The organism is Microcystis aeruginosa NIES-2549 (genome assembly GCF_000981785.2).
GTDB classification, from domain to species: domain Bacteria; phylum Cyanobacteriota; class Cyanobacteriia; order Cyanobacteriales; family Microcystaceae; genus Microcystis; species Microcystis aeruginosa_C.
This window is the reverse complement of sequence record NZ_CP011304.1, coordinates 2,281,298-2,305,065: the sequence shown is the minus strand read 5'-3', so window position 1 is coordinate 2,305,065 and position 23,768 is coordinate 2,281,298. Positions and strand designations below refer to the sequence as shown.

The window sequence follows — 23,768 nt, the reverse complement described above, 5'->3', positions numbered from 1 at the left end:
CAAAACTTTTAACTATGACTATATCGGAAACTTCCTCAAATTTAAAGAATACACGGCCCCAATGGGGACGTAAATTTATCCAGACTATTGCCGATCTACGATTGGCAATTATCCTCTTACTTTTAATCGCTATTTTTAGCATTTCTGGGACGGTAATCGAACAGGGACAATCTCTATCTTTTTACCAAGCTAATTATCCTGAAAAACCCGCTTTATTTGGCTTTCTGACTTGGAAAGTTTTATTACTATTGGGATTAAATCATGTTTATAGCACTTGGTGGTATCTATCATTATTAATTCTCTTTGGTTCCAGTTTAACCGCTTGTACCTTCCGACGACAATTACCCGCTTTAAAGGCGGCCAGAAAATGGCAATTTTATCAACAATCTCGCCAATTTCAAAAACTAGCTTTAAGTGCTGAATTAGAAACTGGTTCCCTAGAATCTCTCACACCTCTATTAGAAAAAAAAGGCTACAAAGTTTTTCTAGAAAATAACAGTCTTTATGCTCGTAAAGGTCTGATCGGTAAAATCGGTCCGATTATCGTTCATGCAGCCATGTTAATTATTTTAGCAGGGGCAATCTGGGGAGCGTTAACTGGCTTTTTCGCTCAAGAAATGGTAGCTAGTGGCGATAGTTTTCAGGTTAAAAATATTATTGAAGCTGGACCCTTATCTAAAAATTCTCTCCCTAAGGATTGGGGGATTAAAGTTAATCGTTTTTGGATTGATTATAGTCCTAAAGGTGATATAGAACAATTTTATTCTGATTTGTCGGTGATCGATAATCAAGGAGAGGAGATTGATCGCAAAACTATTCAAGTTAACCAACCTTTGCACCATAAAGGGGTGACTTTTTATCAAACCAGTTGGGGAATTGCTGGGGTAAAAGTACAGGTGAATAATAGTCCGATCCTACAGCTACCGATGGCTAGTTTAGACACCAAAGGTAATGGACAAATCTGGGGAACTTGGATTCCGACTAAAACCGATCTTAGTGAGGGAGTTTCTCTTTTAGTCAGAGATTTACAAGGTACGTTAATTGTCTATGATGCTAAGGGAGATTTAACCTCTGCTGTGCGAGAAGGAATGACGATTCCTATCAATGGAGTTAATCTAAAAATAGTCGAATTAGTCGGCAGTACAGGTTTACAAATTAAGGCAGATCCGGGAGTACCTATTGTCTATTTAGGTTTTGCTTTATTGATGATGGGAGTAGTAATGAGTTACTTTTCCCATTCCCAAATTTGGGCTTTACAATCGGGCGATCGCTTTTATATTGGTGGGAAAACTAATCGCGCTCAAGTCGGTTTTGAACGGGAAATAATTGATACCATTGAAAGGCTAAAGTTAAAGTAGAATTGACGTTAATCTGGTGTCGTTTCCTGATAAAAAGTTCTGTTTATCTATCTTTTGCCTTTTGCCTACCCTAACCAAGAACTTAATTTTGTTCAATCACTTATATGCCAGAATTGCCAGAAGTAGAAACGGTGCGTCGCGGGTTAAATCAAGTTACCCAGGGCAAAAAAATTATCGGTGGGGAAGTATTATTGCAGCGTACCCTAGCCTATCCTAATTGCGAGGTAACTTTTCTGCAAGGAATTGCTCAGACTACGATTACCAATTGGCAGCGCCGAGGCAAATATCTCCTCGCCAATTTAGATAATGGTAGCAGTATCGGGGTTCATCTGCGTATGACTGGACAATTGCTCTGGGTAAAAGATACCACTCCCCTGCCGATTCATACGCGCTTACGCTTCTTTTTTGCTAATCAGCAAGAATTGCGCTTCGTCGATACCCGCACTTTCGGGAAAATTTGGTGGATTGCCGCCGATAAAACCCCAGAAAGCGTGATTACTGCTCTCAAAAAACTGGGATTGGAACCCTTTGATCGCAATTTTACCCCCGATTACCTCTATAGTCACTGTCAAAAAAGTCGTCGTCCGATTAAAACTTTTCTCCTCGATCAAAATGTGGTGGCAGGAATTGGCAATATCTACGCGGATGAAGTTCTTTTTAAAAGTGGTATCCATCCCCAAACTGCCGCTAATCTCTTGAAAATTGAGCAAATAGACTTATTGACAAAAAACATTATTTCTGTATTGGAAACCGCGATCGCTGAAGGCGGGACCAGTTTTAGCGATTTTCTCCACGTTACGGGAGTTAATGGCAATTATGGCTCGATGGCCTGGGTTTATGGTCGTACCGGCGAAAATTGTCGTCTTTGCGGTGCAACTATTGCCAGAATTAAATTAAGTGGGCGCTCGGCTCATTTTTGTCCCCAATGTCAAGTCTCAACAGTAATCAGTAAACAGTTGTAAGCTGATAGCTAGATGGTCAGGTCACGGAAATCGATGCAAAGTTCACTGAAAAGGATTATCATCGGGGCGAGTTTTTTTCTCGCTACGGTAGTCGGGGCAACTATCGGTTATATGGCCTACGGTTGGAGTTTTCTCGATGCCGTTTATATGGTGATTATCACCATATTTGGAGTAGGTTTCGGGGAAGTTAAACCGATTAACACTCCTAGTCTGAGAGCTTTTACCATGTTAGTTATCGTCTGTGGGACCACCTCGGCCGTTTATGTGGTGGGAGGGTTTTTTCAGATGCTCACCGAGGGAGAAATTAACAGAGCCTTTAGCGATCGCCGGATGAATAAAGAGATGGAATGCTTAGAAAATCACGTCATAATCTGCGGTTTTGGGCGCATAGGACGCATCCTAACCACTAAATTGGCAAAAACAGCCCAATCCTTTATTATCGTCGATAATAACCCCGATCGCATTCGATTAGCTCAGGAAAAAGGTTACATAACTCTTAATGGTAACGCCACCGATGAAAGTATTCTCCAGAAAGCCGGCATCGACAAAGCGCGAGTTTTAGCGACTGTGTTACCCGATGATGCCTTAAATGTCTTCATCACTTTAACCGCAAGGGAACTCAGTCCGCAACTATACATCATCGCCAGGGGAGAATATCCCAGCACCGAGAAAAAATTAAAACTAGCCGGAGCCGATCAAGTGGTCTTACCTGCTACCATTGGAGCAGAGAGAATGGCCCATTTAATCACCCATCCGGCCGCAATCGATTTTTTACAGGAAGATGAAGGTAGGCGCAATCTTAACGAATTATTAGCCGATATCGACCTGCAATTTGAAGAATACTCAATTTTAAGCGATTCGCCTTTTTTGGGACAACCCATCAGTCAGATGGAAGTGCGGGGACAGGGTGCTTTTATTATCGTCGCTATCCGTCAATTTGATGGTGGTGTCATCGCCCATCCCGACAATTCCACCATTCTACAGCAAGGCGATACGGTCATTTTATTAGGTCATCGGGGCGATGTTCCTAATTTTGCCCGTCGTTATGCCTTGCGTCGAGAAATGCGCTATCGAGGGTCTTCTTGGTAGGATATTTACCCAGAAAAAAGTTGAGCTTTTCTGGAATTAATTTCGCTGCCGATGGAGATAGGAATGGCTCACCAATTATCTCCAGGGACAGCTATGAAATTAACCTATCGCGGCATTGTTTACGAGAAAAATCCCACTGTCTCCGTTGCCTCCAGTCCGATGATTTTAAGCTATCGTGGTGTTCCCTATTTAAAAAACCGTGATGTCGTTCAAACCATTGAGAAACAGGTAGCCGTTACCTATCGCGGTCAAGAACATCATATCACTCACTCTTTAGCTTCTTTGCCCACGGAAGGACATTCTTTAAGTTTTTAACTTCTAGTTCATTTTTTAATTAATCTTTTTTAAATATTGTCAATTAATGATTTCATCAATTACCTTAGACGGGTTTTATCTTCCCTATTTCCCCCTTGCTCAAAGGGGGATTTTTTTACTTGTTTTTGCCAGCAAGGAATAACTACCTAAGCAAAATTAATTACACATATTTTTCCCTTCCGCAGTTCCCCAGTCCTGATGTTCCCCCTTTCCAGATTCTGAATTTAATTTTCTCGAACTGCTGATAGTTATCAGTTTTTTGTAGAATAGGGAGATTGAGAAAACGAACATCTGCCATTATGATAAGATTCCCTTTGACTGGTCGTTATTCTGGTTTATGCGTCTTGTTCACTTTATTCTGGTTAAGCGGTCAATCTTTGCCGGTGCGAGCAGAAAAAATCTACAATCCCGTCCCCCTCATACTCAATAAAGAAATTAACGATACTCTCACCGACAAGGATATTCCTACGGGTGAAGGAGGGTTTGCCAGAGATTATACCGTAGATTTGGACAAGGACGATCAGGTGGCCATCGATCTGAAATCAGAAAATTTTGATGGAGTTTTAATTCTCCTGGCCGACGATGGTTCCACTGTAGCAGAAAATGATGATGGTCCCGATGGTGGCACTAATGCTCTCCTCTTTGCACGCATTACCGAGTCGGGTAAATATATTATTCGGGTGAGAGCTTTCGGAGAAACCGGTGGGGGAAAATTTACCCTGAAATTAACCCGTTTACGGGCTGTGGAGGGCAAAAATTAGCTAATTATTGTCAAAAAAACCAAGAATAGAGCCTCTGTCCACTCCACCACCGCACCGTAGGTATCGCCGGTGTGACCCCGAAGACGACGATATAAGCAGTAACCAGTAAGCAGAGCGAGGGCGATTCCGGCACTAATAGCGATTATTCCCCAGCTTAGACCGCCAAATAGGGCGATTAACCCCCAAATTACTCCCCCACAGTCCCAAGGCAGACAAAAAGCCACTTTATGAAAGGCTCCCTTACCGGTGGGTTTGAGGTAGGGATAAAGAGCGATCGCCATTACTTGCCCCCAACGTCCCCAAATTGGTGCTAAAATTAGAGCTAAGGCTCGATTATCGCTTAAATCAGTCAAAGCGGCGATTTTTAGCAGCAAAACCATGGTCACGGCCATGACTCCAAAGGCCCCGGTAACACTATCGGCCATGACCAATAAACGACGCTGGGGGTCGGTGACAGCTAAACCATCGGCCGTGTCACTAACTCCATCAAGGTGTAGTCCTCCCGTTAGATAAACCCAAACTCCCACAAGGACAACCGCACGAGTTAGGGGGGGCATTCCCAGACCAGCTAGAGTTATATCGAGCAAAACCAGAATTAAACCCAAAAATAAGCCCACTAAGGGAATCCATCGGGCAATTCTGCCAAAATCCGGCCAGGCAATCGGAACCGGAATAATCGTGTAAAAAGCGATCGCACCTAAAAATGAGCGAATTTCTTGACAAATGAAGTTAAATATGGTAATCAATCTCCCCAATTCGATTCTGGTGTGGCAGTGTTTCTCATAAAGATGAAGTATAACTTAATTTTGTATCGGCGACCCTGTGGGATTTTCAAAACATCTGAGAACACCTATAATAATTCGGTATAATACGGTTACTTGTAATTTTATAGGAAAAGTTCTTGCGATTGCTCTATAGGAGAGGAATATACGGAAAGATTTATTAAAAAATGTGTATTTGGCGTGAGATACGGAAAGTTTTCGTATATTGTGTAGTTGGTTCAAGGGATGAGGTCGAGTTGAAATAAGAAAGACGATCACAACCTAAAAAAGTCAACACTGTTTGGAGAAAGAAGAAAACATGGATTTTTTGATCGGACAGATTCTGCTTTTTGCAGGGGATTTTGCGCCGGTAGGCTGGGCATTTTGTGACGGATCTAAGCTACCGATATCTGGCTATCCGGCGCTGTACTCCATATTTGGGACCAAATACGGAGGTGATGGATTCAGGAGTTTTGCGTTGCCTAAATTGCCTACTGTCAAGGATGTTGATGGCGAAGGAGAATCACGATATATAATCTGTCTGGAGGGTATATATCCATTTCGGGAAAAATAAATTCAGTGCGATCGCCGATCTTGTAGGGTGCGTTCCCTAAAGTGGCTCCTACTGCTCCAGTGATCGATTTTTGGGGAACGCACCATGCAGATTGATTGCAGCTGTGGGTTAAAGTGCGATGGCGAAGGCAGTGCGTAGCAGTACGCTGATCCTGTCGGTTGGGTTGACGGCTGTTACCCAACACCCTCAAAACCAAGATTAAATAAGGTAGGATAGAGAGCGAAAAGATATTCTAGGTTGCCGTGAATGGAAGCGTCTATATTGAAACAAGTATTGTTGGGCATTTAACCGCCAGACCCACTGACAATCTGATCGTTGCTGCTAATATCAAGATCACCCAGGATTGGTGGAACGAACATAGTAGCTCATTGACGCTTTACGCATCAGAGATCGTTGAAGATGAGGCAGCTAAGGGAGATCCGATAATCGCCGCTCAACGGTTAAACTTGTTACAATCCCTAATGCTTCTCGAACTTACAGAAGATGCGTTTGAACTTTCGCAAGCGTTTCTGACTCAAAGCAATCTGCCACTAAAGGCATCTAATGACGCTTTACATATGGCATTAGCAACCGTCTATAACTTAGATTATTTGCTAACATGGAACTGCAAGCACATGGCAAATGCCCAAATTCAGCGTAAGCTGGCTCAGATTAGTTCTGATCTCGGATATATATTGCCAGTTATTTGCACTCCTTATGAGCTTATTGGATATAACCTAGAGGTCTAGTCATGTATAAAAATGAAATTCTCGATGAAATTCACAAGTATAGAGAAGAATACGCTCAATCGTTTCAATATGACTTAAGAGCTATTTTTAATGACTTAAAGCAGAAGCAACTGGCTCATAAAGATAGATTAGTTAGGTTGCCAATTAAGCGAGCGTCTAACAAATCACTGCACCCGACCGCCGGCTAAAGCATTCAATGGAACCGCTAAATCTATAGTGCGATGGCGAAGGCACTGCGCAGCAGTGCGATCGCCGATGATCTTGTAGGGTGCGTTCCCTAAAGTGGCTCCTACTGCTCCAGCGATCAATTTTTGGGGAACGCACCATGCAGATTGATTGCAGCTGTGGGTTAAAGTGCGATGGCGAAGGCAGTGCGTAGCAGTACGCTGATCCTGTCGGTTGGCTTGACAGAAAAAATAGGGTGCGTTCCCTAAAGTGGCTCCTACTGCTCCACTGATCGATTTTTGGGGAACGCACCATGCAGATTGATTGCAGCTGTGGGTTAAAGTGCAATGCCGCACCTAAAAATGAGAGAATTTCTTGACAAATGAAGTTAAATATGGTAATCAATCTCCCCAAAATTAGATTCCGGTATGGCAGCGTTTCTCATAAAGATGAAGTATAACTTAATTTTGTATCGGCCACCCTGTGGGATTTTCAAAACATGAGAACGCCTATAATAATTCGACATAACACGGTTACTTGTAATTTTATTAGGAAAAGTTCTTGTGATCGCTCTATAGGAGAGTAATATGCGGAAAGATTCTTTAAAAATGTGTATTTAGTATGAGATACGGAAATTTTCCGTATAATTCATAGTTAGACTGCTAATTTCTTGGTGAAGATAGTTCTGGTTACTTTTGCGTAAGTGCTATACTATAGTGAGGTTTTTACATGGTTTTTCTCATGAAAAATAAAGCCATTATCCTGCTGGGGGCTGTTGCCGCTCTTGGACTGGCTGCAACCTCAACTTTACTTCTGACACGTCCATCCGGAAATTCTCCAGATTCCGCCTCTGCTCAATTTTCTCCCAACGGCATGGGTATGATGCATCATATGCAGGTCAGTAGCGAGTTTAACTATCTTGCCCAAATGATTCCCCACCATCAGGAGGCAATCGATACCGCCCAGGTTATTCTGGCACGCACTAGTCGTCCTGAGATGAGGCAGTTTGCTCAAAATATTATTCAAGTGCAAACTGCTGAAATTGCTCAGATGAAAAACTGGCTCAACCAGTGGTATCCAGGAGGGAATATTAGCGTCTCCTACGTTCCCATGATGCGAGATCTGAGCCAACTTCAGGGCGATGCCCTAGATCAAACTTTTTTACAAGATATGATTGAACATCATATGGGAGCCGTGATGATGTCGCAAATGCTCCTGAATCATAATCTGGTGAAGCATCAGCCTGTCCAGTCCTTGGCTGAGAACATTGCCACTAGCCAGCGCCTGGAAATTCAGCAGATGCGAACTTGGTTGATAGCTTGGTTTGGTGATCGCAATCCAATGGGTAGAATGCATCATTAGCTTCTAGTAATCACGATCGAGATTTTGGGGCAATTAATGTTTTGCTTCCGCTGTGCGGTCTAACAACCCCAATGCAGTGGGATGCCGAAGGCACTGCGTAGCAGTACGCCATCGCTGTAGGCTGCGTTCCCTAATGTGGCTCCTACTGCTCCACCAATAGATTTTGGGGAACGCACCATGCACATTAATTGAAACTGTGGGTTTAAGTGCGATGCCGCTCTTGTGGGATCAGTTGAGGAATGTTAGCGAAGATTCCCAATGTTTGGGTTAAAATGGGGGGGCAAAAGTTGCAACCGGGTCAAACCAATGATAGTACGACCACCCCTCTACAGCCAAGAAGAATTTGCCCGACGTGGTAAAGAGATTTATGAATCTCAGGTGCGCCCCCAAGTCGAGGAAGGCAATCATGGGAAGATTGTAGCTATAGATATCGAAACAGGGGCTTTTGAAGTAGCAAAAGACAGCCTCACAGCTTCCGATCAACTTTTAGCCCGATTACCAGATGCTCAAATTTGGTTCGTAAGAATCGGACATCGAGCAGTTCATCGAGTCGGTTTGATTGGGGCAAATTTATTTCAATGATTATAGGTAACGTCAATGCTAATCGTGAGGCAATTATTCAGATTGCAGTTCTAGGGGATTATAAAAATATCAAAAGTGTAAAAGCAGTTATTGATACAGGTTACACAGGTGATTTAATGCTATCAAGAGCGATCATCAATGAGTTAGGGCTAACTCTTCGAGGTTTACAAGATGCCATTCTCGGTGATGGCAGTCTAACAATGTTTGAAATGTATGCTGGCTCAGTAATTTGGGATGGACAAATCCGAAGAGCGGAAATTAATGCGTCAGAGACAGAGTTGTTGATTGGTATGGGGTTATTGGAAGAATACAAATTAGAAATTGAAGGAAGAGTGGGCGGTATAGTTAAAATTAGTGCTTTATAATAAATTACAGCCGTAGGGTGCGTTCCCTAAAGTGTCTCTTACTGCTCCAGCGATCGATTTTTGGGGAACGCACCATGCAGATTGATTGCAGCTGTGGGTTTAAGTGCGATGCCGCTCTTGTGGGCCCAGTTGAGGAATGTTAGCGAAGATTCCCAATGTTTGGGTTAAAATAGAGGGGCAAAAGTTGCAACCGGTTAATGATAGTACGACCACCCCTCTACAGCCAAGAAGAATTTGCCCGACGTGGTAAAGAGATTTATGAATCTCAGGTGCGCTCTCAAGTCGAGGAGGGCAATTAAGGCAAAATACCAGTATATCCTTTTTCCTTTTTCCCTTGAAACTTACTCTCGAATTATATGATCTAACGGCTAATGGTGATAATTTTCTGAAAATCCCTTTGAATAATAGCAAAATTTTTATCAGTTAAAAGCGGCACATGAACGAATAAGGCTCTCGGATGATATTTTAAGACTTGAAAATATAACTCTTCGCAGACAAACTGACCGGCATTATCGCTGATATAACTATAGTCAAGGGTTTTAATTAAATCTGGCAAGGGAATTGATGTCAATAACTTTTTTGTGCTACTCCTAGCCTGAGATTCTAAACTTAAACGATAACGACTTTCTGCCATGCCACAACAAATAACGAAATCAGGCTTTTTGTCTTGAATAGCTTTGATAACTCGTTCACTGGCTCGATGGGTATTAACGGGAAGTTGACGCAAAAATAAAAGCTTTTTTGCATAATTATCTTGAATAGATACTAACAAATCATCGGAGGAATTACTCCGGTGATGGCATAACCAAGGCGCAAAAGAAGTTAAGAGAATTGTCAAGTTATCTCCTGATGGTTAATTGGGATAATCCACAAAAAAGCGATCGAAGGGACAAAAATTGCTACACTAACTGACGTGACCTCAATTAAAGACGAGATTGATATTCTATGCAACGCCGTAAATTTTTGCTTATCAGTGGCAGTTTAGGCGGTTTTAGCTTGGTAGCTTGCGCTCATCAAATTTTACAGCCCGTTACTTCCAAAAATCCCCCTGAGTCTTCCGTTAAACAAGCAGAAAAGGCGAAAAAAGTCAAGATAATCGTGATTAGTGACCTTAATAGTCAATACGGTTCCACTACTTACGATCCCGAAATCGATCGAGCTATCCCTTTAATTATCAATCATAAACCCGATCTGGTACTCTGTGGTGGCGACATGGTGGCAGGACAAAAAAGCAGCTTGACAGAGGCAGCAATTAACGCCATGTGGTCAGCCTTTGATCGCCATATCGCCGCGCCCCTGCGAGCTGCTAAAATACCTTTTGGTTTTACCATCGGTAATCATGACGCTTCTGGAGCTTTATCCGCAGGAAAATTTATCTATGCTAAAGAGAGAAAATTAGCCCAAGATTATTGGCAAAACCCCCAACATAATACAAGTTTAAATTTTATCGATAAAACTGGCTTTCCTTTTTATTATACTTTCACTCAAAATGGTATATTCTATCTAGTCTGGGATGCCTCCACTCATTTAATCTCTCGGGAACAACTAAATTGGGCAGCAAAAAACTTGAGTAGTACCGACGCTAAAAATGCTAAGATGCGGCTAGTAATCGGTCATTTACCCCTCTACGGTATTGCCGTGGGCAGAAATCGACCGGGGGATTATTTAGCCGATGCCGAGCAATTAAGGGCGTTTTTAGAGGGCCATCAGGTGCATACTTATATTAGTGGCCATGCTCACGCTTACTATCCGGGTAAACGGGGGCAATTACAATTATTACACGCGGGAGCTTTAGGCAGTGGACCGCGACGATTATTGAACAGTGAACAAGCACCCAGAAAAACCCTAACAATTGTCGATATTAATCCCCATCAAAAGGAAACAGTTTACACCACCTACGACATGAAAACCCAAGAAGCGATCGATATTACCAGTTTACCTCCTCTGATTATGGCTCCCAACGGGCAAGTTTTACGTCGAGATATTCCATCGGTTAACTAGAAAGGAACTCCCATAATGGCCACTGTCATCAGCACCGTTAATATGAAAGGAGGAGTAGGAAAAACTACCCTTACCGTCAATCTTGCCACCTGTTTAGCTAAATTTCAGCAAAAACGAGTCCTTGTCCTCGATTTAGACGCTCAAATCAGTGCGACTCTCAGTTTAATGTCTCCCCACGAATTCGCTCAACTGCGTCGCAAAAAACGCACTTTAAGCTATTTATTAGAAGCAATTATCAAACCCAATCCCTACAATAAATTAACTATTGATGATATTATCGTCCCTTCAGTCTGTGAAATTCAAGGCTTAGATTTACTGCCAGGAGATATCGAACTTTATGATGAATATGTCGTCTCAGAAACCCTGCACCATCAAGCAATTTTACAGGAAGATTTAGGCTTTGATCATGCTTGGAATAACCTGGAAAGAATCCTGATTCAAAAAATCATTGATCCCATTCAAGACCGTTACGATTATATTATTATGGACTGCGCTCCAGGCTATAATCTTTTAACTCGTAGTGGTCTATGTAGCAGTCATTTTTATTTACTACCCGCCCGTCCCGAACCTTTATCAATTGTCGGCATTCAGCTATTAGAAAGAAGAATAGTTAAACTCAAAGCTAGTCATCAAGAAACCCAACCGATTAACCCCAGTTTACTAGGTATAGTTTTTATTCTTTCTGGCGGTGGTTTACTCAGTCGCTACTATAATCAAGTCATGCGCCGGGTACAACAGGATTTTCAAGCCCATCAAATTTTTGCTAATGCAATTCCTATGGATGTTAATGTAGCTAAAGCTGTCGATATGTTCGTGCCTGCGGTAGCAGCCATGCCCTCTTCTAGTGGTTCCAAAGCTTTTATGAAACTCACAGAAGAATTCTTGATGAAAACCAAAAAATAGGAGATAATTACTATGGTTATTGAGTGGTTAGAATTTCAAGTTAACCCCGAAGCACGGGAAAAATTTATCCAAAAAGATCAAGAAATTTGGACAAAGTTTTTAGCAAAACAAGCGGGTTTTTTAGGTAAAGAACTTTGGATTAATCCCACCATCGAGGAACAATTAATTATCGTTGTCCATTGGCAAACGAAAGAACAGTGGAAAGCTGTCCCCCAAAATTTACTTGATGACACCGAGGCCAAATTTTCCCTAGCCATGGGAAAAGATAATTATCAATTAATCAAAGTCAAGGAATTTCAGGTCAGAAAATTTCGAGAAAATTGTCAGAACAATTTAGAATCTATGCAGCCTGGATAAAAAATCAATTCATCTTTTTGTCCCCTGTCAACCTAGCCAAACTTGTCATGAGGGGCTAAAGTGTGCTATAAGCAGTCAGACCCTTTCAGGGTCTTTATTCTTTCCGATTAGGTAAATTACTAATGACTGAAGCTAAACGCGCCCTCATTACCGGCATCACCGGTCAAGATGGTTCCTATCTGAGCGAATTGTTACTAGAAAAAGGCTATCAAGTCCACGGTATCATCCGTCGTACTTCAACTTTTAACACCGATCGCATCGATCATATCTACACTGACCCCCACCAGCCCGATACTAAATTATTTCTTCATTATGGCGACCTCACCGACGGGACGACCCTGCGGCGTATTCTCGAACAAGTGCAACCGGTAGAAGTGTATAATTTAGGGGCCCAATCCCATGTGCGGGTTAGTTTTGATGCCCCAGAATACACCGTTGATGCTGTGGGGGTGGGAGTTTTAAGATTACTAGAAGCGATTCGGGATTACCAAAAAAGAACCGGCATCGAAGTGCGTTTCTATCAAGCAGGTTCCTCGGAAATGTTCGGGAAAGTCATGGAAGTTCCCCAAAAAGAAACCACGCCATTTTATCCCCGCAGTCCCTACGCTTGTGCGAAAGTTTATGGCCACTGGCAAACAATCAACTATCGGGAATCCTACGACTTATTTGCCTGTAACGGCATTTTATTTAACCATGAATCCCCCCGTCGTGGAGAAACTTTTGTCACGCGCAAAATTACCCGCGCTTTGGCCCGAATTATTGCTGGACAACAGAAAAAACTCTATTTAGGAAATCTCGATTCTAAAAGGGATTGGGGTTATGCTAAGGATTATGTGCGGGCGATGTGGTTAATGTTACAACAGGAAGAACCGGATGATTATGTAGTGGCGACAAATGAAACCTATTCTATCCGGGAGTTTCTCGATATTTCTTTCCAATACGTTAATTTAAATTGGCAGGATTATGTGGAGTTTGATGAACGTTATTTGCGTCCAGCGGAAGTGGATTTATTAATAGGAGATTCCACAAAAGCCAGGGAGAAATTAGGCTGGCAGCCGTCGGTGACGTTCGAGGGACTGGTAAAATTAATGGTAGATGCGGATTTAGCGGCTTTGGGGATTAATCTTAATAACGGTGGTGATAGCGGACAGTTATTAAAAGATTTGGCTTATCTTCGCAATCGTTCAATGACAACTGTGGATTAAAGAGGTGAAAATATGCTCAATTTAAGCGAACAGAGAATCGTTGTCACCGGAGGGGCCGGATTTTTAGGTCGGCAAGTAGTTAATCAATTAATTGCAGCGGGGGCAAATCCCGAAAAAATTACAATTCCTCGGTCAAAGGATTGTGATTTAAGAGTTTGGGAAAACTGTCAACGTTTAGCCGACCAAGAAGATTTAATTATCCATTTGGCGGCCCATGTGGGGGGCATCGGTCTCAATCGGGAAAAACCCGCCGAATTATTCTATGATAATTTGATGATGGGAACCCAATTAATTCACGCTGCCTATCTAGCAGGAGTGCAAAAATTTGTCTGTGTAGGGACAATTTGTGCCTATCCAAAATTTACTCCAGTACCTTTCCATGAAGACGATTTATGGTCAGGATATCCCGAAGAAACCAATGCGCCATACGGTATCGCTAAAAAGGCTTTATTGGTACAATTAGAGTCCTATCGTTTGCAGTATGGTTTCAACGGAATTTATCTTCTACCAGTGAATTTATACGGGCCAGAGGATAATTTTGATCCGGGTAGTTCCCATGTAATTCCTGCTTTAATTCGCAAGGTTTATGAGGCACAACAACGGGGAGACAAACAACTTCCTGTCTGGGGAGATGGTAGTCCAACCCGGGAGTTTCTCTACTCCACCGATGCAGCGCAAGGCATTGTCATGGCCAGTCAATTCTATAATGAATCGGAGCCGGTTAATCTTGGTACAAATTATGAGATTTCTATCAAAGATTTAGTCGAATTAATCTGTGATTTAATGGGTTTTGATGGCGAAATTGTTTGGGAAATAGATAAACCAAATGGTCAACCGCGACGCTGTTTAGATACAACCCGCGCTAGGGAAAAATTCGGTTTTGTTGCCCAAATGGAATTTAAAGAAGGTTTGCGAAAAACCATTGAATGGTATCGGCAAAACGCCGCTTAGTCCAGATAGCTGGTGTGTTAGATAAATAACTAACACACCAGATTTTTTTTAGGTTACTGACCGGTAAAATCAGAACGAAGGGTTAATTTTAAATCTTCCTTGGGGTTAATTGACAATAATTCCACCGATTCTCCTCGTAATAACCAGCCGGCTAATACTTCTAATCCTCCTCCTCGTAATAATCCCTCGCTAACCGGTTGGTCAGAAGTAAAAGAAGCGAGGACAGAAGCGGCGGATTTTCCTAATACTGCACCCTGAATAATTTTATCGGGGTTAACTCCTTTAATTATCCTTTCTAGACGAGTGAAAACTGCCGAAATAGCATCAATAGATTTTTCTTGGGGTTGAGGGGTTTTTAAAAAGATTTTTTGGGATAGAAAACGCGAACCTTGACCGTCAGGTTTAATTTCTCCGATAATCTGACTACCATCGGGAATAATTGTCTGTCCCTGGGAATTTTTGATATTATCGGTAACGGTCAGAGATAAAGAAAAAGTTTCTTGTTTGGTTAAAATAATTTTTTCCCCTTGCTCGTATTTTACAGGGATATCCGTACCAGCAGGAATTAATCGATCATTCCCCAAAGCAATCGGTTTAATCGGGTTAATTGGGGCGAATTGACGTGCGATCGCAGGAGTCAAGGAAAGGCAGACCACAACGAAAGAAGCACTTAAAAGCATTGTTAATAGGGTCAGAGGATGATGACGACCCTGCTTTTGAAAATATAGCATCTTACCCTTGAGTTTCCTAGTGGGAGCGAATTAAAGACAGAGACGAAAGGGGAAAAAAGTTTGTTTCCAAGCAAGAAAATGCGGGAAAAAGGAGAATTTTAGCAAAAAATAACTGAGATTTCCGACTAATTGCCAGTTATTAGTTTATTTGGTCTATTGAAACGCCAAAACTCTTGATTTGTCCGCAGTTCTTAGTTTGGCACGGTTAATGGGGAACAATAACTATTTATGGGAGAATTATAGGTTCAATCCTATCAAAAAAAAATCACCCGATCGAATTAAAATCTGTGAAAAAATGTAACAATTGTGACAAAAAACTGAGGGTGTGGGTATATGTGCATTTGTACTAAAGCAGCCAATGCTCAGTTTAAATGCAGTAAAGCCTACTAAAGATAGAAATAGAGAGAGTGAAAGATTGCTAGACTCACAGAGGTGGATAGCTCAAAAAGTCTCGCCTCTAACCCCATAATCACACAATTGACCTTAATTTTTGCGATCGAGTAAGCCAAGAATATTCTCCCTCATCACCCGTGAACTGGATGCTGTTGCTAAAATAATCTTCATAAGTCCCCAAGCTACCGAAACGAGCAAAGAGAGAATCGCCACTTTATCAATTAATCAATTATGGATTTACTCGAATACCAAGCCAAGGAAATATTTGCTCAAGTAGGTATCCCCATTTTACCTTCCCAACCAATCCACGAACCGGGGGGACTAAAAAGATTAAACATTCCCTATCCTATCGTGCTGAAGTCCCAGGTACGCACGGGAGGCCGGGGAAAAGCAGGAGGAGTGAGATTTGTCGCTAATACCATTGATGCGATCGCTGCCGCCCATGCTATCTTTCATTTACCGATCGCCGGAGAATATCCAGAGGTAATCCTAGCAGAAGCCAGGTATAATCCGCAACAAGAGATATTTTTAGCCATTTTACTCGATTATCATCTGCAAAGACCAGTTTTACTGGGTGCGAGTCAAGGGGGGATGGATGTGGACAGTTTACTGGCAACCATGCAAAAAGTGGTCATTGAAGCGAGATTTTCCCCCTATCTCTGTCGGCAATTAGCCGTATCTATGGGTTTAAAAGGGTCTTTGATCGAGTCTATCAGTCAAATTCTCGAAAAAATGTATAGTCTCTTTGTCAGCAAAGATCTCGATATTATCGAGATTAATCCCTTGGGTATCAACGAAGCTGGGGAAGTGATGGCCTTAGATGGCAAAATAAGTGTTAATGATGCCGCTTTAGCTAGACATCCCGATCTGCTCGCTTTGACCCCCCCCCAATTACAATCCCCTTGGTCGATAATTGATCAAACTGGCCAAATAGCCGTGATCAGCAATGGCCAGGGTTTGATGTCCACTGTCTGGGATGCCTTGGCAGGCAAAGGGGCAAAACTGGCGGCATGGCTTATACTGGAGGAAAGACTAGAATTAGAGCAATTAAACGAGCAAATAGAGGCCGGTCTGCAACAATTCCAACTATTGGCCGATTTAAAAGTGGTTATCGTTGATATTGTCAGTTATCCCGACTTTGGCCAAAAAGCGATCGAGACTATTAGCAATTACTACCGCAGTTATAGCCCATTATCACCCAGCCGGGGCAGCGGCGAAAGAACGATCCGGGCCACCCGACAGGAAAGACAAACCTTGGAACCCCGATCTTTTCCCAATCCCACCCTACCACAAATAATTTTTCGCGTCCTAGCTGACAGCAAAGCGATCGATCTCAGTCAGAGTTTAGCTGATGTTAACTTTCATTGGTTAGAGTCTTTAGAAGAGGTGGTCACTGCGGCAATTAAATTAGCCTAGAATCAGTGATCAGTTATAATTTGCACGGCTATAACTTGCATTTTTTACTCAAAGACAATAAGGCTCTCCTAGACTGGTTATAGCAAATTAGTAGTTTAAATGAGCCTAACCCCTTAAATAGCGTGGAATCCAACAAAGCAAAAAGCTTTTTTTATGAAAATTGCTTTTTTGAATTCTGGTGAGCCTTTTGGCAGGGCTTGCGTGGATTATTTTCTGCTAATATATAGTGCGCCTAAATGAATTGTGAAAAGGCATCGTATTTCTTAAGATTAGGAAAATTATACCATTTCTCTAAATGAAAACTACACATCGAATTTAAGTCACCCTTTTTAAGGGGGATTTAGGGGGATTAAACTTCTGTAGTCAGACTTTGGAGAATTGGTATTAAATAATTGAAATTTGGCAAAAAACTCGAACAAGCGTTTAACCACTCGAAAATTTTTTGCCAACCAATAAAATCTTCTCAAAAAATTTTTTAACTGTAGCCAAATTGCTTCTACTGGATTTTCTTCCGGAGCGTATCGAGCAAATTTATGACAGGTAATCTGCCAATCTTCTGGACATAAACCCTGATTTTGTTCAGTAAGAAATTTGATCATCTCTTCTCCCGAATGATAGGAAGCTCCATCCCAAATAATCAGTATTTTTCGCCCAGGGTTGCTTTGAATTAGTTTTTTCAAGAAATCTACTGTATTCTCGACCTTCCCAGCTTTGTAGGGAGCTAAAATAAATTCTTTGCCCACTAAATTTAAAGCTCCATAATAAGTTTTTCTCTCTTTTTCATTCTCAATTTTCACCAAAGTTCTTTCGGGTAACTCTGAGGGATTTTTACCTTCTTTTAGTCTTTCTTTAATAAAGTTCCAGAGATAGCCTAGAACATCTTTCCAGACCAGATGACATTCATCAAGCAAATACACCACTAGCTTTCCCGACTGAATCTCCTCTTTTTTGCTCTCCAATAATTGACTGATTTCTTCATTCTTTTTTTTTGACCTCTTCTGCATCTTTTTTCGGGTTTACTTGTTCCGCCTTTTGCCAGCTAATTCTCGCTTCTTTTAGCAATTGGTAGTAGCTCTGTCTCGATTTAAACACAACCTCATACGTTTCTAGTACATAAGTTTATAGCTCCCAAATATCCCAGGGACTCTGGTTGATAATCCATTGAATTAATTCTTGTTTTTCCTCGGCATTTAGATAGGGTCTCGAACCTTTATACTTCAAGATAATCCCCTCAATTCCTGCTGAAATAAATTCCTTTTTCCATTTAGCAATGAATCCGGGGGTCACTCCAAGAATTTCTTGAATTGCTCTATAAGCGTATCCCGACAAAGCCAGCTTAACCGCTAAGGCTCTTTTCAGTTCTCGTCGGCATTCTATTTTACATATCATTTAGGCGCACTATATTCTGTATACTAACTTGAAAAATTTAATATTTATCTCCTAATTGCTATTACATAAGTATCTCTTGTAGATTTATTGCGTATCTTCAAGAATTGTGTGCGATTGCTTGGGCCACCTAACGAGCATATATAAACGAGCATATATAATGAAGAGAATAAAATGCTTGACGAAACTCATTAGATCGGAGAAAGGAGGTCAGTCATGGATCTGGTACAGTTTATGGTAGTTATCATCGTGGTTGGGGTTCTATTGTGGCTCGTGAACAACTACATTCCGATGGACAGCAAGATCAAGCAAATCCTGAACATTGTGGTTGTCATCGCCCTCGTTTTGTGGATTCTTAAGGTGTTCGGATTGCTGAGTTTTCTCAAGGGAATTCGTATCGGTAGGTGAGTGATGTTCTAGACGGAAGGAAAGGTTGAATCATTATGGATCTGATGTCCATCACACTGGTGGTGCGTTGGCTAATAGGCTGGGGATTGATGTGGCGGTTGCCGCGACTTCCAGACCTTTCAGTCGTCGATTCGCCTAAAGTCTCGGTCTTGATTCCGGCGAGGAATGAAGAGAGTACCCTCCCTAATTTGCTAACAGCCTTAAAGCAGCAAACATTCAAGCCCTACGAAATCATTGTCATCGATGACCAGTCCGCCGATGCTACCCCACAGATCGCCGAACAGGCTGGGGTGAAAGTAGTGCAGACTAGCCCTTTGCCCACAGGTTGGACAGGGAAAAACTGGGCACTCAAAACCGGATATGCAGCCTCATCTGGCGATATTCTCGTCTTTCTCGATGCCGACACTGAGCCAGGCGAGGAGCTGCTCCGCAGGCTGGTGGCAACTGTTCAACACTTAGGTGGTCTGGTCTCAGTTCAGCCCTATCACCGCACTGAACGCCCCTACGAACTGTTAGCGGTTCTGTTCAATCTCGTCGGCTTGATGGCCGTCAAACTGGGAGCAAGAGGTGGTGTGGCTTTTGGACCGGCTATGGCTACCAGCAAGGATGACTATGAGCGGGTCGGCGGCCACGACGCTGTGGCAGGATATGTTGTAGAAGACTGGTTCATGGCTCATATTTATGAGAGTGCGGGACTGCCAGTGAGTGCATACATTGGTCATGGCCAACTGGACTATCGGATGTACCCCGGCGGGCTGCGGGACTTGGTTGTTGGTTTCGACAAAAACTTTGCAACGGCAGCAGGGGAAGTCTCTTGGCTGCGGATGCTGGCAGTTGTGTTCTGGCTTTCAGGGCTGTTCTGGGCGGCTTGGTGTCTGCCCGCATCCCTATTCGGCTGGCCGATTGTCGGGAATTCATCCTTACTATATAACGTACTGCTTTATCTTGCCTTCGCCATACAGTTAGCCATAATTGTATGGCCAGTGGGTTCATTCGGAGCAATCGTCTTTTTCTTCCCCATTCCGGTTGCCTTCTTCATTGCAGTGTTCCTGCTGGCAATTCTGAATCTCGAACGTGGTCAAATCGAATGGAAAGGACGAAGGATAAGTACCCGATGGCAAGGTGAATGAATGAGATTGTCTATACTACAGTTACCGGATGGGGTAATTGTCGGGCTGTGTGTGGTCGGTTGGACAGTCTGGTCGCTTTTGATCGGTTTTGTCGGTCATCGACTTCCCCTGAAATTCCTAGAAACGGACACCTGCCTGACCCGGCCACGAATCTGGGGGGAAGATAGACAATGGTACAATCGGGTACTGCGGATCAAGCGATGGAAGGATCGGTTGCCAGAAGCAGGGGATTTCTTCCCAGGAGGTTTTCGCAAAACATCCGTTGGCGGTGGGGACTGTGCCGTAATGTCCCGTTTTTTGGCTGAAACCCGTCGCGCGGAATACGTTCACATCGCCATCTGGCTGTTTTGGTTAGTGACGATGCTCTGGACTCCTGGCTGGGGTGTGCTGGTAAACCTCGCCGTGGGAACAGCTTTCAACCTGCCTTGTTTGTGGGTGCAGCGTTACAATCGGCTTCGGCTCCAGCATCTGCTCGTATTGAAAGGACAGGGAAAAACGATATGCTAAAGTATGAGCTTGGCTGTGAATTAACCTACAGCATTGAGCAAGCAAGCACTCTAATTCTTAATGTTGCTATTGTCAGCAACAACCATCAGATTATTGTTCAGGAAGACCTCCATTCTAACTCTCAACGGTCGATTGAGGAATACATCACTTCTGTCAGTGGAAACCGATACTTTCGACTCAATGCCCCTCCTGGCAATTTGCAAATTTCCTATCGAGCAACCGTTGGCTTATCTCCTTATTATTCAGACCCCAGTACGATTTTTGAAGTAAAGCCGGCCGATTTACCCCTCGATATCTTGTACTATCTTTATCCGAGTCGTTACTGTCAGTCAGATCGATTATTGCGCTTTGTCGCGGCTGAATTTGGCCATTTAGTCCCTGGTTATTCCAGGGTGACAGCTATCTGTAACTGGATTTATGACAATGTTTTGTATCTCTCTGGTAGCAGTGATTCTTTAACTTCTGCTTGCGATACAGCGATAGAACGGGTAGGCGTTTGTCGTGATTTTGCCCATTTAGGTATTGCTTTTTGTCGGGCTTTGAATATTCCAGCACGCTTTGTTTCCGGCTACGCCTATGGTTTAAATCCCCCCGATTTTCATGCCTGGTTTGAGGCTTATCTAGGGGGTCGCTGGTATCTTTTCGATCCTACCCGCCTTGTGCCTCAGAGCGGGCTAATTCGCGTTGGCACAGGACGAGATGCAGCCGATGTTTCTTTTGCCACTATTTTTGGTCAGGTACAAATGAATCAGATGAGGCTTTTTATGGACTACTTACCCGATGCCAAGCCGATTTCCGAGAATATTTTGATACCGACAACAGAGGCGATCGCCATCTCTTGAGCGTACCCCAGTCAGGTATTGTAAAGTTTTGTAAAAAGTATATGCAAATGACTGCAAACAACTGCTAATATGGTTAGTGCAAGTTTACATTGCAGTTCATATAAAACTATCAGATTATGCTAAGAAAAAAGGGATCAGTTATGACACTGCTTGGAGAATGTGGAATCGAGGGCAGTTACAAGGAGAACGTCTTCCTACAGGAACAATTATTATTTTTGAAGATGACCGTTCTTGCGGTGAAAATAAAGTAGCTATTTATGCGCGAGTTTCTAGTTCAGAAAATCAATCTAACTTAGAGACTCAGGCAAAAAGATTGGAAGCTTATTGTATTGCGAAAGGCTATCAAATTGTTCGAGTAGTTAAAGAAGTAGGAAGTGGAGTCAATGATCATCGAAAGCTATTATTAAAACTTCTAGAACAAACTGATTATAATTTGATTGTCGTAGAACATAAAGATCGTTTAAGCAGAGTAGGGTTTAATTATCTGAAAGTTCTTTTAAATCAAACAAATAGAGATATAGAGGTCGTTAATCTAGCAGAAGAAAGAAAAGACGATTTAATGGAAGACTTCGTGAGCATAATTACCTCATTTTGCGCTCGATTATACTCATTAAGACGACGAAATAGAAAGACAGAATGTTTAATTAAATGCCTTGAGGAGAATGATGAAATTAGTTCAAAAACATCTAATTAAATTTAATCACAAAAATTATTCAGTAATTGATAAATTAGGATTTTTATCGAAGAATCTGTATAATTGTGCTGTTTATTTAAACCGTCAAGTTTTCTTTTCACATCAACCATTTTTAACAATGACTGAGTTACATCATGCCTTAAAAATGAGTCCAGATTATCAAGCCTTACCCGCCAAAGTAAGTCAGTTAGTATTAAAGCAAGTAGAAAAAACCTTTAAATCCTACCAAAAAGCGAAAGAACAATACAAAAAATCGCCAGATAAATTTACAGGAGAGCCTAAGTTGCCAAGATACAAAGACAAGGAAAAAGGTAGAAACGTTTTAACTTATAACTATCAAGCCATTTCTAAAAAAGCGTTGAAGCAAGGTTTAATCAAGCTATCAGGGACTAATTTAGAATTTAAAACTAATTTAAAGGAAGTATTAGAGGTCAGGATTATTCCTAAATTGGGTGCTTATTGTTTAGAGATTGTCTATGAACAACCATCCTCATCAAGTCAAGAGGGAGAAAGATATGCTTTTATCGATTTAGGCTTAAATAACCTAGCTGCTGTTACCTCTAATATTCCCGAATTTCAGCCAACTTTAGTATGTGGAAAAGCCTTAAAATCCTGCAATCAAAAGTACAACAAGACACTAGCTAAACTCAAATCGGAATTACCCAGTCTACAGAAGACCAGTAAAAGAATACAAGGTTTAACTTTAAAGCGTAATTGCAAGGTGGATTATTACCTCCACACCGCTAGTAAATATATTATTGATAAATTACTAGCTCATCAAATTAACCTTTTAGTTATTGGTCATAATCAAGGCTGGAAACAAAACATTAATATTGGAGATAGAAATAACCAGTCATTCGTAAATATTCCTCATTCAAGGTTGATCGAACAACTTACCTATAAAGCAAATTTAGTAGGAATAGAGGTCAAAACAACTAATGAAAGCTATACCTCTAAATGTAGTTTCTTAGACTTAGAGTCTATTCAAAAGCAAAAAAGCTATTTAGGCAAGAGAATTAAAAGAGGACTATTCAGAAGCTCGTCGGGTTATTTCTATGGAGCAGATATTAATGGTTCCTTAAATATTGGAAGAAAGGTAGTCGGAGAGGCCGCCTTTAGCGGGAATCCGATAGAGAGGTTCGTAGTTAACCCAGTACGGGTCAAAGCGTACAAAGCTAATTCTAGATGCAATATTTGCGTACAGAATTAGTAACTATCAAGCTAATCATGCCTTAATCGCTTTCCGACAAAATGTCGAAGCGTTGACTGGGTTTGAGATAATTTGATTCGTCACTAACCCCGCCCTAAAAGGGACGGGGCTTGCCTAGACCAATTTAGGCGACGCAAGTAGAGACTACCGCATCGAGACACAATCTGGCACAGACTTCCGAATACTTCCCTAGTTCGGATTACCTCTCAGCTTTATTGGTAAAGCGTTGTTAGACAAGACATCTTGATTGTGTTGCGGTAAGGGACTTTAACTTCACTCTTAAGGATTATCTCCATGGCAAGAGTTCCTGTTATCTCAAAAGACGGAAAACCGTTGATGCCCACCAAACCCAGTCGGGCCAGACGGTGGATTAAGGAAGGAAAAGCTATCGGTAAATTCAACGACTTAGATAGGGCTGGCTGAATAAATCTAAAAACCTTGTTGGATAAGGCTTTTAGACTTTTTTCCCCTCAAAAAGTGCCTACCATTGGAGTGATCGGGGGTAAAATTCCTGGACTTTTTTCCTGAAAATTAGGTAACTGACTACCTCAAAATCGGTAAAACCCTACACCCCACACCCCACACCCCACACCCTGCCCCCACGAAAAACTT

At 42.1% G+C, this 23,768-nt stretch carries 33 protein-coding genes; 24 read left to right on the top strand and 9 right to left on the bottom strand.

Annotated features, from left to right (window positions below; genetic code table 11):
• The first annotated feature begins 14 nt into the window (after positions 1–14).
• The 4 genes from myaer_RS11350 (at position 15) to myaer_RS11335 (ending at position 3,724) form a co-directional block, all read left to right on the top strand.
• A complete protein-coding gene (locus myaer_RS11350; protein WP_046662167.1) occupies positions 15–1,358 on the top strand; it encodes a cytochrome c biogenesis protein in 1,344 nt (447 codons plus the stop codon).
• 104 nt (positions 1,359–1,462) lie between these two features.
• Complete coding sequence (locus myaer_RS11345; RefSeq protein ID WP_046662166.1) at positions 1,463–2,320, top strand: DNA-formamidopyrimidine glycosylase; 858 nt, start codon at positions 1,463–1,465, stop codon at positions 2,318–2,320.
• A 33-nt stretch (positions 2,321–2,353) separates the two neighbouring features.
• Positions 2,354–3,409 carry a potassium channel family protein gene (locus tag myaer_RS11340; RefSeq protein ID WP_046662165.1) on the top strand — a complete coding sequence of 352 codons (1,056 nt, stop codon included), beginning with the start codon at positions 2,354–2,356 and terminating at the stop codon, positions 3,407–3,409.
• A gap of 93 nt (positions 3,410–3,502) precedes the next feature.
• Entirely contained in the window at positions 3,503–3,724 is a 222-nt protein-coding gene (locus myaer_RS11335) for a DUF4278 domain-containing protein (RefSeq protein ID WP_046663718.1), read from the top strand.
• 160 nt (positions 3,725–3,884) lie between these two features.
• Here myaer_RS11335 and myaer_RS21335 read toward each other — a convergent pair whose 3' ends face one another.
• Positions 3,885–4,022, bottom strand: coding sequence for a hypothetical protein (locus myaer_RS21335; protein WP_158524798.1), 138 nt, complete (start codon positions 4,020–4,022; stop codon positions 3,885–3,887).
• 1 nt (position 4,023) lies between these two features.
• Here myaer_RS21335 and myaer_RS11330 point away from each other — a divergent pair, with 1 nt between their 5' ends.
• Entirely contained in the window at positions 4,024–4,485 is a 462-nt protein-coding gene (locus myaer_RS11330) for a PPC domain-containing protein (RefSeq protein WP_046662164.1), read from the top strand.
• On the opposite strand, the gene cobS is transcribed toward myaer_RS11330, so the two are convergent.
• Entirely contained in the window at positions 4,482–5,240 is a 759-nt protein-coding gene (gene cobS / locus myaer_RS11325; RefSeq protein ID WP_046662163.1) for an adenosylcobinamide-GDP ribazoletransferase, read from the bottom strand. The genes myaer_RS11330 and cobS overlap by 4 nt on opposite strands.
• Positions 5,241–5,565: 325 nt before the next feature.
• Here cobS and myaer_RS22680 point away from each other — a divergent pair, with 325 nt between their 5' ends.
• Entirely contained in the window at positions 5,566–5,820 is a 255-nt protein-coding gene (locus myaer_RS22680; protein ID WP_046662162.1) for a phage tail protein, read from the top strand.
• Here the strand turns inward: myaer_RS22680 and myaer_RS11315 are convergent.
• Positions 5,744–6,004 (bottom strand): hypothetical protein, encoded by a 261-nt coding sequence (locus myaer_RS11315; protein WP_149039029.1) that lies wholly within the window; start codon positions 6,002–6,004, stop codon positions 5,744–5,746. The genes myaer_RS22680 and myaer_RS11315 overlap by 77 nt on opposite strands.
• A 58-nt stretch (positions 6,005–6,062) precedes the next feature.
• Here myaer_RS11315 and myaer_RS11310 point away from each other — a divergent pair, with 58 nt between their 5' ends.
• Positions 6,063–6,548 carry a type II toxin-antitoxin system VapC family toxin gene (locus myaer_RS11310; RefSeq protein WP_046662161.1) on the top strand — a complete coding sequence of 162 codons (486 nt, stop codon included), beginning with the start codon at positions 6,063–6,065 and terminating at the stop codon, positions 6,546–6,548.
• A gap of 2 nt (positions 6,549–6,550) precedes the next feature.
• On the top strand, positions 6,551–6,736 hold the full coding sequence (locus myaer_RS11305) for a hypothetical protein (protein ID WP_002757942.1): 186 nt from the start codon (positions 6,551–6,553) through the stop codon (positions 6,734–6,736).
• Here myaer_RS11305 and myaer_RS21450 read toward each other — a convergent pair.
• Positions 6,713–7,069, bottom strand: coding sequence for a hypothetical protein (locus myaer_RS21450; protein WP_162496109.1), 357 nt, complete (start codon positions 7,067–7,069; stop codon positions 6,713–6,715). The genes myaer_RS11305 and myaer_RS21450 overlap by 24 nt on opposite strands.
• A 373-nt stretch (positions 7,070–7,442) precedes the next feature.
• Here myaer_RS21450 and myaer_RS11300 point away from each other — a divergent pair, with 373 nt between their 5' ends.
• The 3 genes from myaer_RS11300 (at position 7,443) to myaer_RS11290 (ending at position 9,022) form a co-directional block, all read left to right on the top strand.
• Positions 7,443–8,075, top strand: a complete 633-nt coding sequence (locus tag myaer_RS11300) for a DUF305 domain-containing protein (protein WP_046662160.1) — start codon at positions 7,443–7,445, stop codon at positions 8,073–8,075.
• 306 nt (positions 8,076–8,381) lie between these two features.
• The gene (locus myaer_RS11295) at positions 8,382–8,657 is read left to right on the top strand and encodes a hypothetical protein (protein ID WP_046663717.1); all 276 of its coding nucleotides are present in this window, start codon (positions 8,382–8,384) and stop codon (positions 8,655–8,657) included.
• A complete protein-coding gene (locus myaer_RS11290) occupies positions 8,654–9,022 on the top strand; it encodes an aspartyl protease (RefSeq protein ID WP_046662159.1) in 369 nt (122 codons plus the stop codon). The genes myaer_RS11295 and myaer_RS11290 overlap by 4 nt, the downstream gene beginning before the upstream one ends.
• A 361-nt stretch (positions 9,023–9,383) precedes the next feature.
• Here the strand turns inward: myaer_RS11290 and myaer_RS11285 are convergent, their stop codons facing one another.
• Positions 9,384–9,860: a peptidase C15 gene (locus tag myaer_RS11285; RefSeq protein ID WP_046662158.1), complete on the bottom strand. Its 477-nt coding sequence runs from the start codon at positions 9,858–9,860 to the stop codon at positions 9,384–9,386.
• 107 nt (positions 9,861–9,967) lie between these two features.
• On the opposite strand from myaer_RS11285, the gene myaer_RS11280 reads away from it, so the two are divergent.
• From myaer_RS11280 to myaer_RS11260, 5 genes are all read left to right on the top strand, one after another.
• The gene (locus myaer_RS11280) at positions 9,968–11,023 is read left to right on the top strand and encodes a metallophosphoesterase family protein (RefSeq protein WP_046662157.1); all 1,056 of its coding nucleotides are present in this window, start codon (positions 9,968–9,970) and stop codon (positions 11,021–11,023) included.
• Between the two features lie 15 nt (positions 11,024–11,038).
• On the top strand, positions 11,039–11,926 hold the full coding sequence (locus tag myaer_RS11275; RefSeq protein WP_046662156.1) for a ParA family protein: 888 nt from the start codon (positions 11,039–11,041) through the stop codon (positions 11,924–11,926).
• A 12-nt stretch (positions 11,927–11,938) separates the two neighbouring features.
• Positions 11,939–12,283 carry a TIGR03792 family protein gene (locus myaer_RS11270; RefSeq protein ID WP_046662155.1) on the top strand — a complete coding sequence of 115 codons (345 nt, stop codon included), beginning with the start codon at positions 11,939–11,941 and terminating at the stop codon, positions 12,281–12,283.
• Between the two features lie 122 nt (positions 12,284–12,405).
• Positions 12,406–13,488 (top strand): GDP-mannose 4,6-dehydratase, encoded by a 1,083-nt coding sequence (gene gmd / locus myaer_RS11265; RefSeq protein ID WP_046662154.1) that lies wholly within the window; start codon positions 12,406–12,408, stop codon positions 13,486–13,488.
• Between the two features lie 12 nt (positions 13,489–13,500).
• Positions 13,501–14,439: a GDP-L-fucose synthase family protein gene (locus myaer_RS11260; RefSeq protein ID WP_046662153.1), complete on the top strand. Its 939-nt coding sequence runs from the start codon at positions 13,501–13,503 to the stop codon at positions 14,437–14,439.
• A 53-nt stretch (positions 14,440–14,492) separates the two neighbouring features.
• On the opposite strand, the gene myaer_RS11255 is transcribed toward myaer_RS11260, so the two are convergent.
• Positions 14,493–15,170, bottom strand: coding sequence for a hypothetical protein (locus myaer_RS11255; RefSeq protein ID WP_046662152.1), 678 nt, complete (start codon positions 15,168–15,170; stop codon positions 14,493–14,495).
• Between the two features lie 624 nt (positions 15,171–15,794).
• Here myaer_RS11255 and myaer_RS11250 point away from each other — a divergent pair.
• Entirely contained in the window at positions 15,795–16,979 is a 1,185-nt protein-coding gene (locus myaer_RS11250; protein ID WP_046662151.1) for an ATP-grasp domain-containing protein, read from the top strand.
• Positions 16,980–17,308: 329 nt separating this feature from the next.
• On the opposite strand, the gene myaer_RS11245 is transcribed toward myaer_RS11250, so the two are convergent.
• The 3 genes from myaer_RS11245 to myaer_RS11235 are packed head-to-tail and all read right to left on the bottom strand — an operon-like array spanning position 17,309 to position 18,368.
• Complete coding sequence (locus myaer_RS11245; protein WP_103672710.1) at positions 17,309–17,983, bottom strand: transposase; 675 nt, start codon at positions 17,981–17,983, stop codon at positions 17,309–17,311.
• Positions 17,955–18,071 carry a winged helix-turn-helix domain-containing protein gene (locus tag myaer_RS22675; protein ID WP_080949751.1) on the bottom strand — a complete coding sequence of 39 codons (117 nt, stop codon included), beginning with the start codon at positions 18,069–18,071 and terminating at the stop codon, positions 17,955–17,957. The genes myaer_RS11245 and myaer_RS22675 overlap by 29 nt, the downstream gene beginning before the upstream one ends.
• 27 nt (positions 18,072–18,098) lie before the next feature.
• Entirely contained in the window at positions 18,099–18,368 is a 270-nt protein-coding gene (locus myaer_RS11235) for a helix-turn-helix domain-containing protein (protein WP_080949750.1), read from the bottom strand.
• A 213-nt stretch (positions 18,369–18,581) separates the two neighbouring features.
• Here myaer_RS11235 and myaer_RS11230 point away from each other — a divergent pair, with 213 nt between their 5' ends.
• From myaer_RS11230 to myaer_RS11200, 7 genes are all read left to right on the top strand, one after another.
• Entirely contained in the window at positions 18,582–18,773 is a 192-nt protein-coding gene (locus tag myaer_RS11230) for a Thivi_2564 family membrane protein (RefSeq protein ID WP_016515447.1), read from the top strand.
• Positions 18,774–18,808: 35 nt separating this feature from the next.
• Positions 18,809–19,903, top strand: a complete 1,095-nt coding sequence (locus myaer_RS11225) for a glycosyltransferase (RefSeq protein ID WP_046662150.1) — start codon at positions 18,809–18,811, stop codon at positions 19,901–19,903.
• The gene (locus myaer_RS11220; RefSeq protein WP_016515449.1) at positions 19,904–20,410 is read left to right on the top strand and encodes a hypothetical protein; all 507 of its coding nucleotides are present in this window, start codon (positions 19,904–19,906) and stop codon (positions 20,408–20,410) included.
• The gene (locus tag myaer_RS11215; protein ID WP_046662149.1) at positions 20,404–21,252 is read left to right on the top strand and encodes a transglutaminase-like domain-containing protein; all 849 of its coding nucleotides are present in this window, start codon (positions 20,404–20,406) and stop codon (positions 21,250–21,252) included. The genes myaer_RS11220 and myaer_RS11215 overlap by 7 nt, the downstream gene beginning before the upstream one ends.
• Before the next feature lie 100 nt (positions 21,253–21,352).
• Positions 21,353–21,946 (top strand): IS607 family transposase, encoded by a 594-nt coding sequence (locus tag myaer_RS11210; RefSeq protein WP_046663713.1) that lies wholly within the window; start codon positions 21,353–21,355, stop codon positions 21,944–21,946.
• Positions 21,918–23,156, top strand: a complete 1,239-nt coding sequence (locus tag myaer_RS11205; protein ID WP_046662148.1) for an RNA-guided endonuclease InsQ/TnpB family protein — start codon at positions 21,918–21,920, stop codon at positions 23,154–23,156. Before myaer_RS11210 ends, myaer_RS11205 begins: the two co-directional genes overlap by 29 nt.
• A 294-nt stretch (positions 23,157–23,450) precedes the next feature.
• A complete protein-coding gene (locus myaer_RS11200; RefSeq protein ID WP_080949749.1) occupies positions 23,451–23,579 on the top strand; it encodes an RRXRR domain-containing protein in 129 nt (42 codons plus the stop codon).
• Positions 23,580–23,768: the final 189 nt, after the last annotated feature.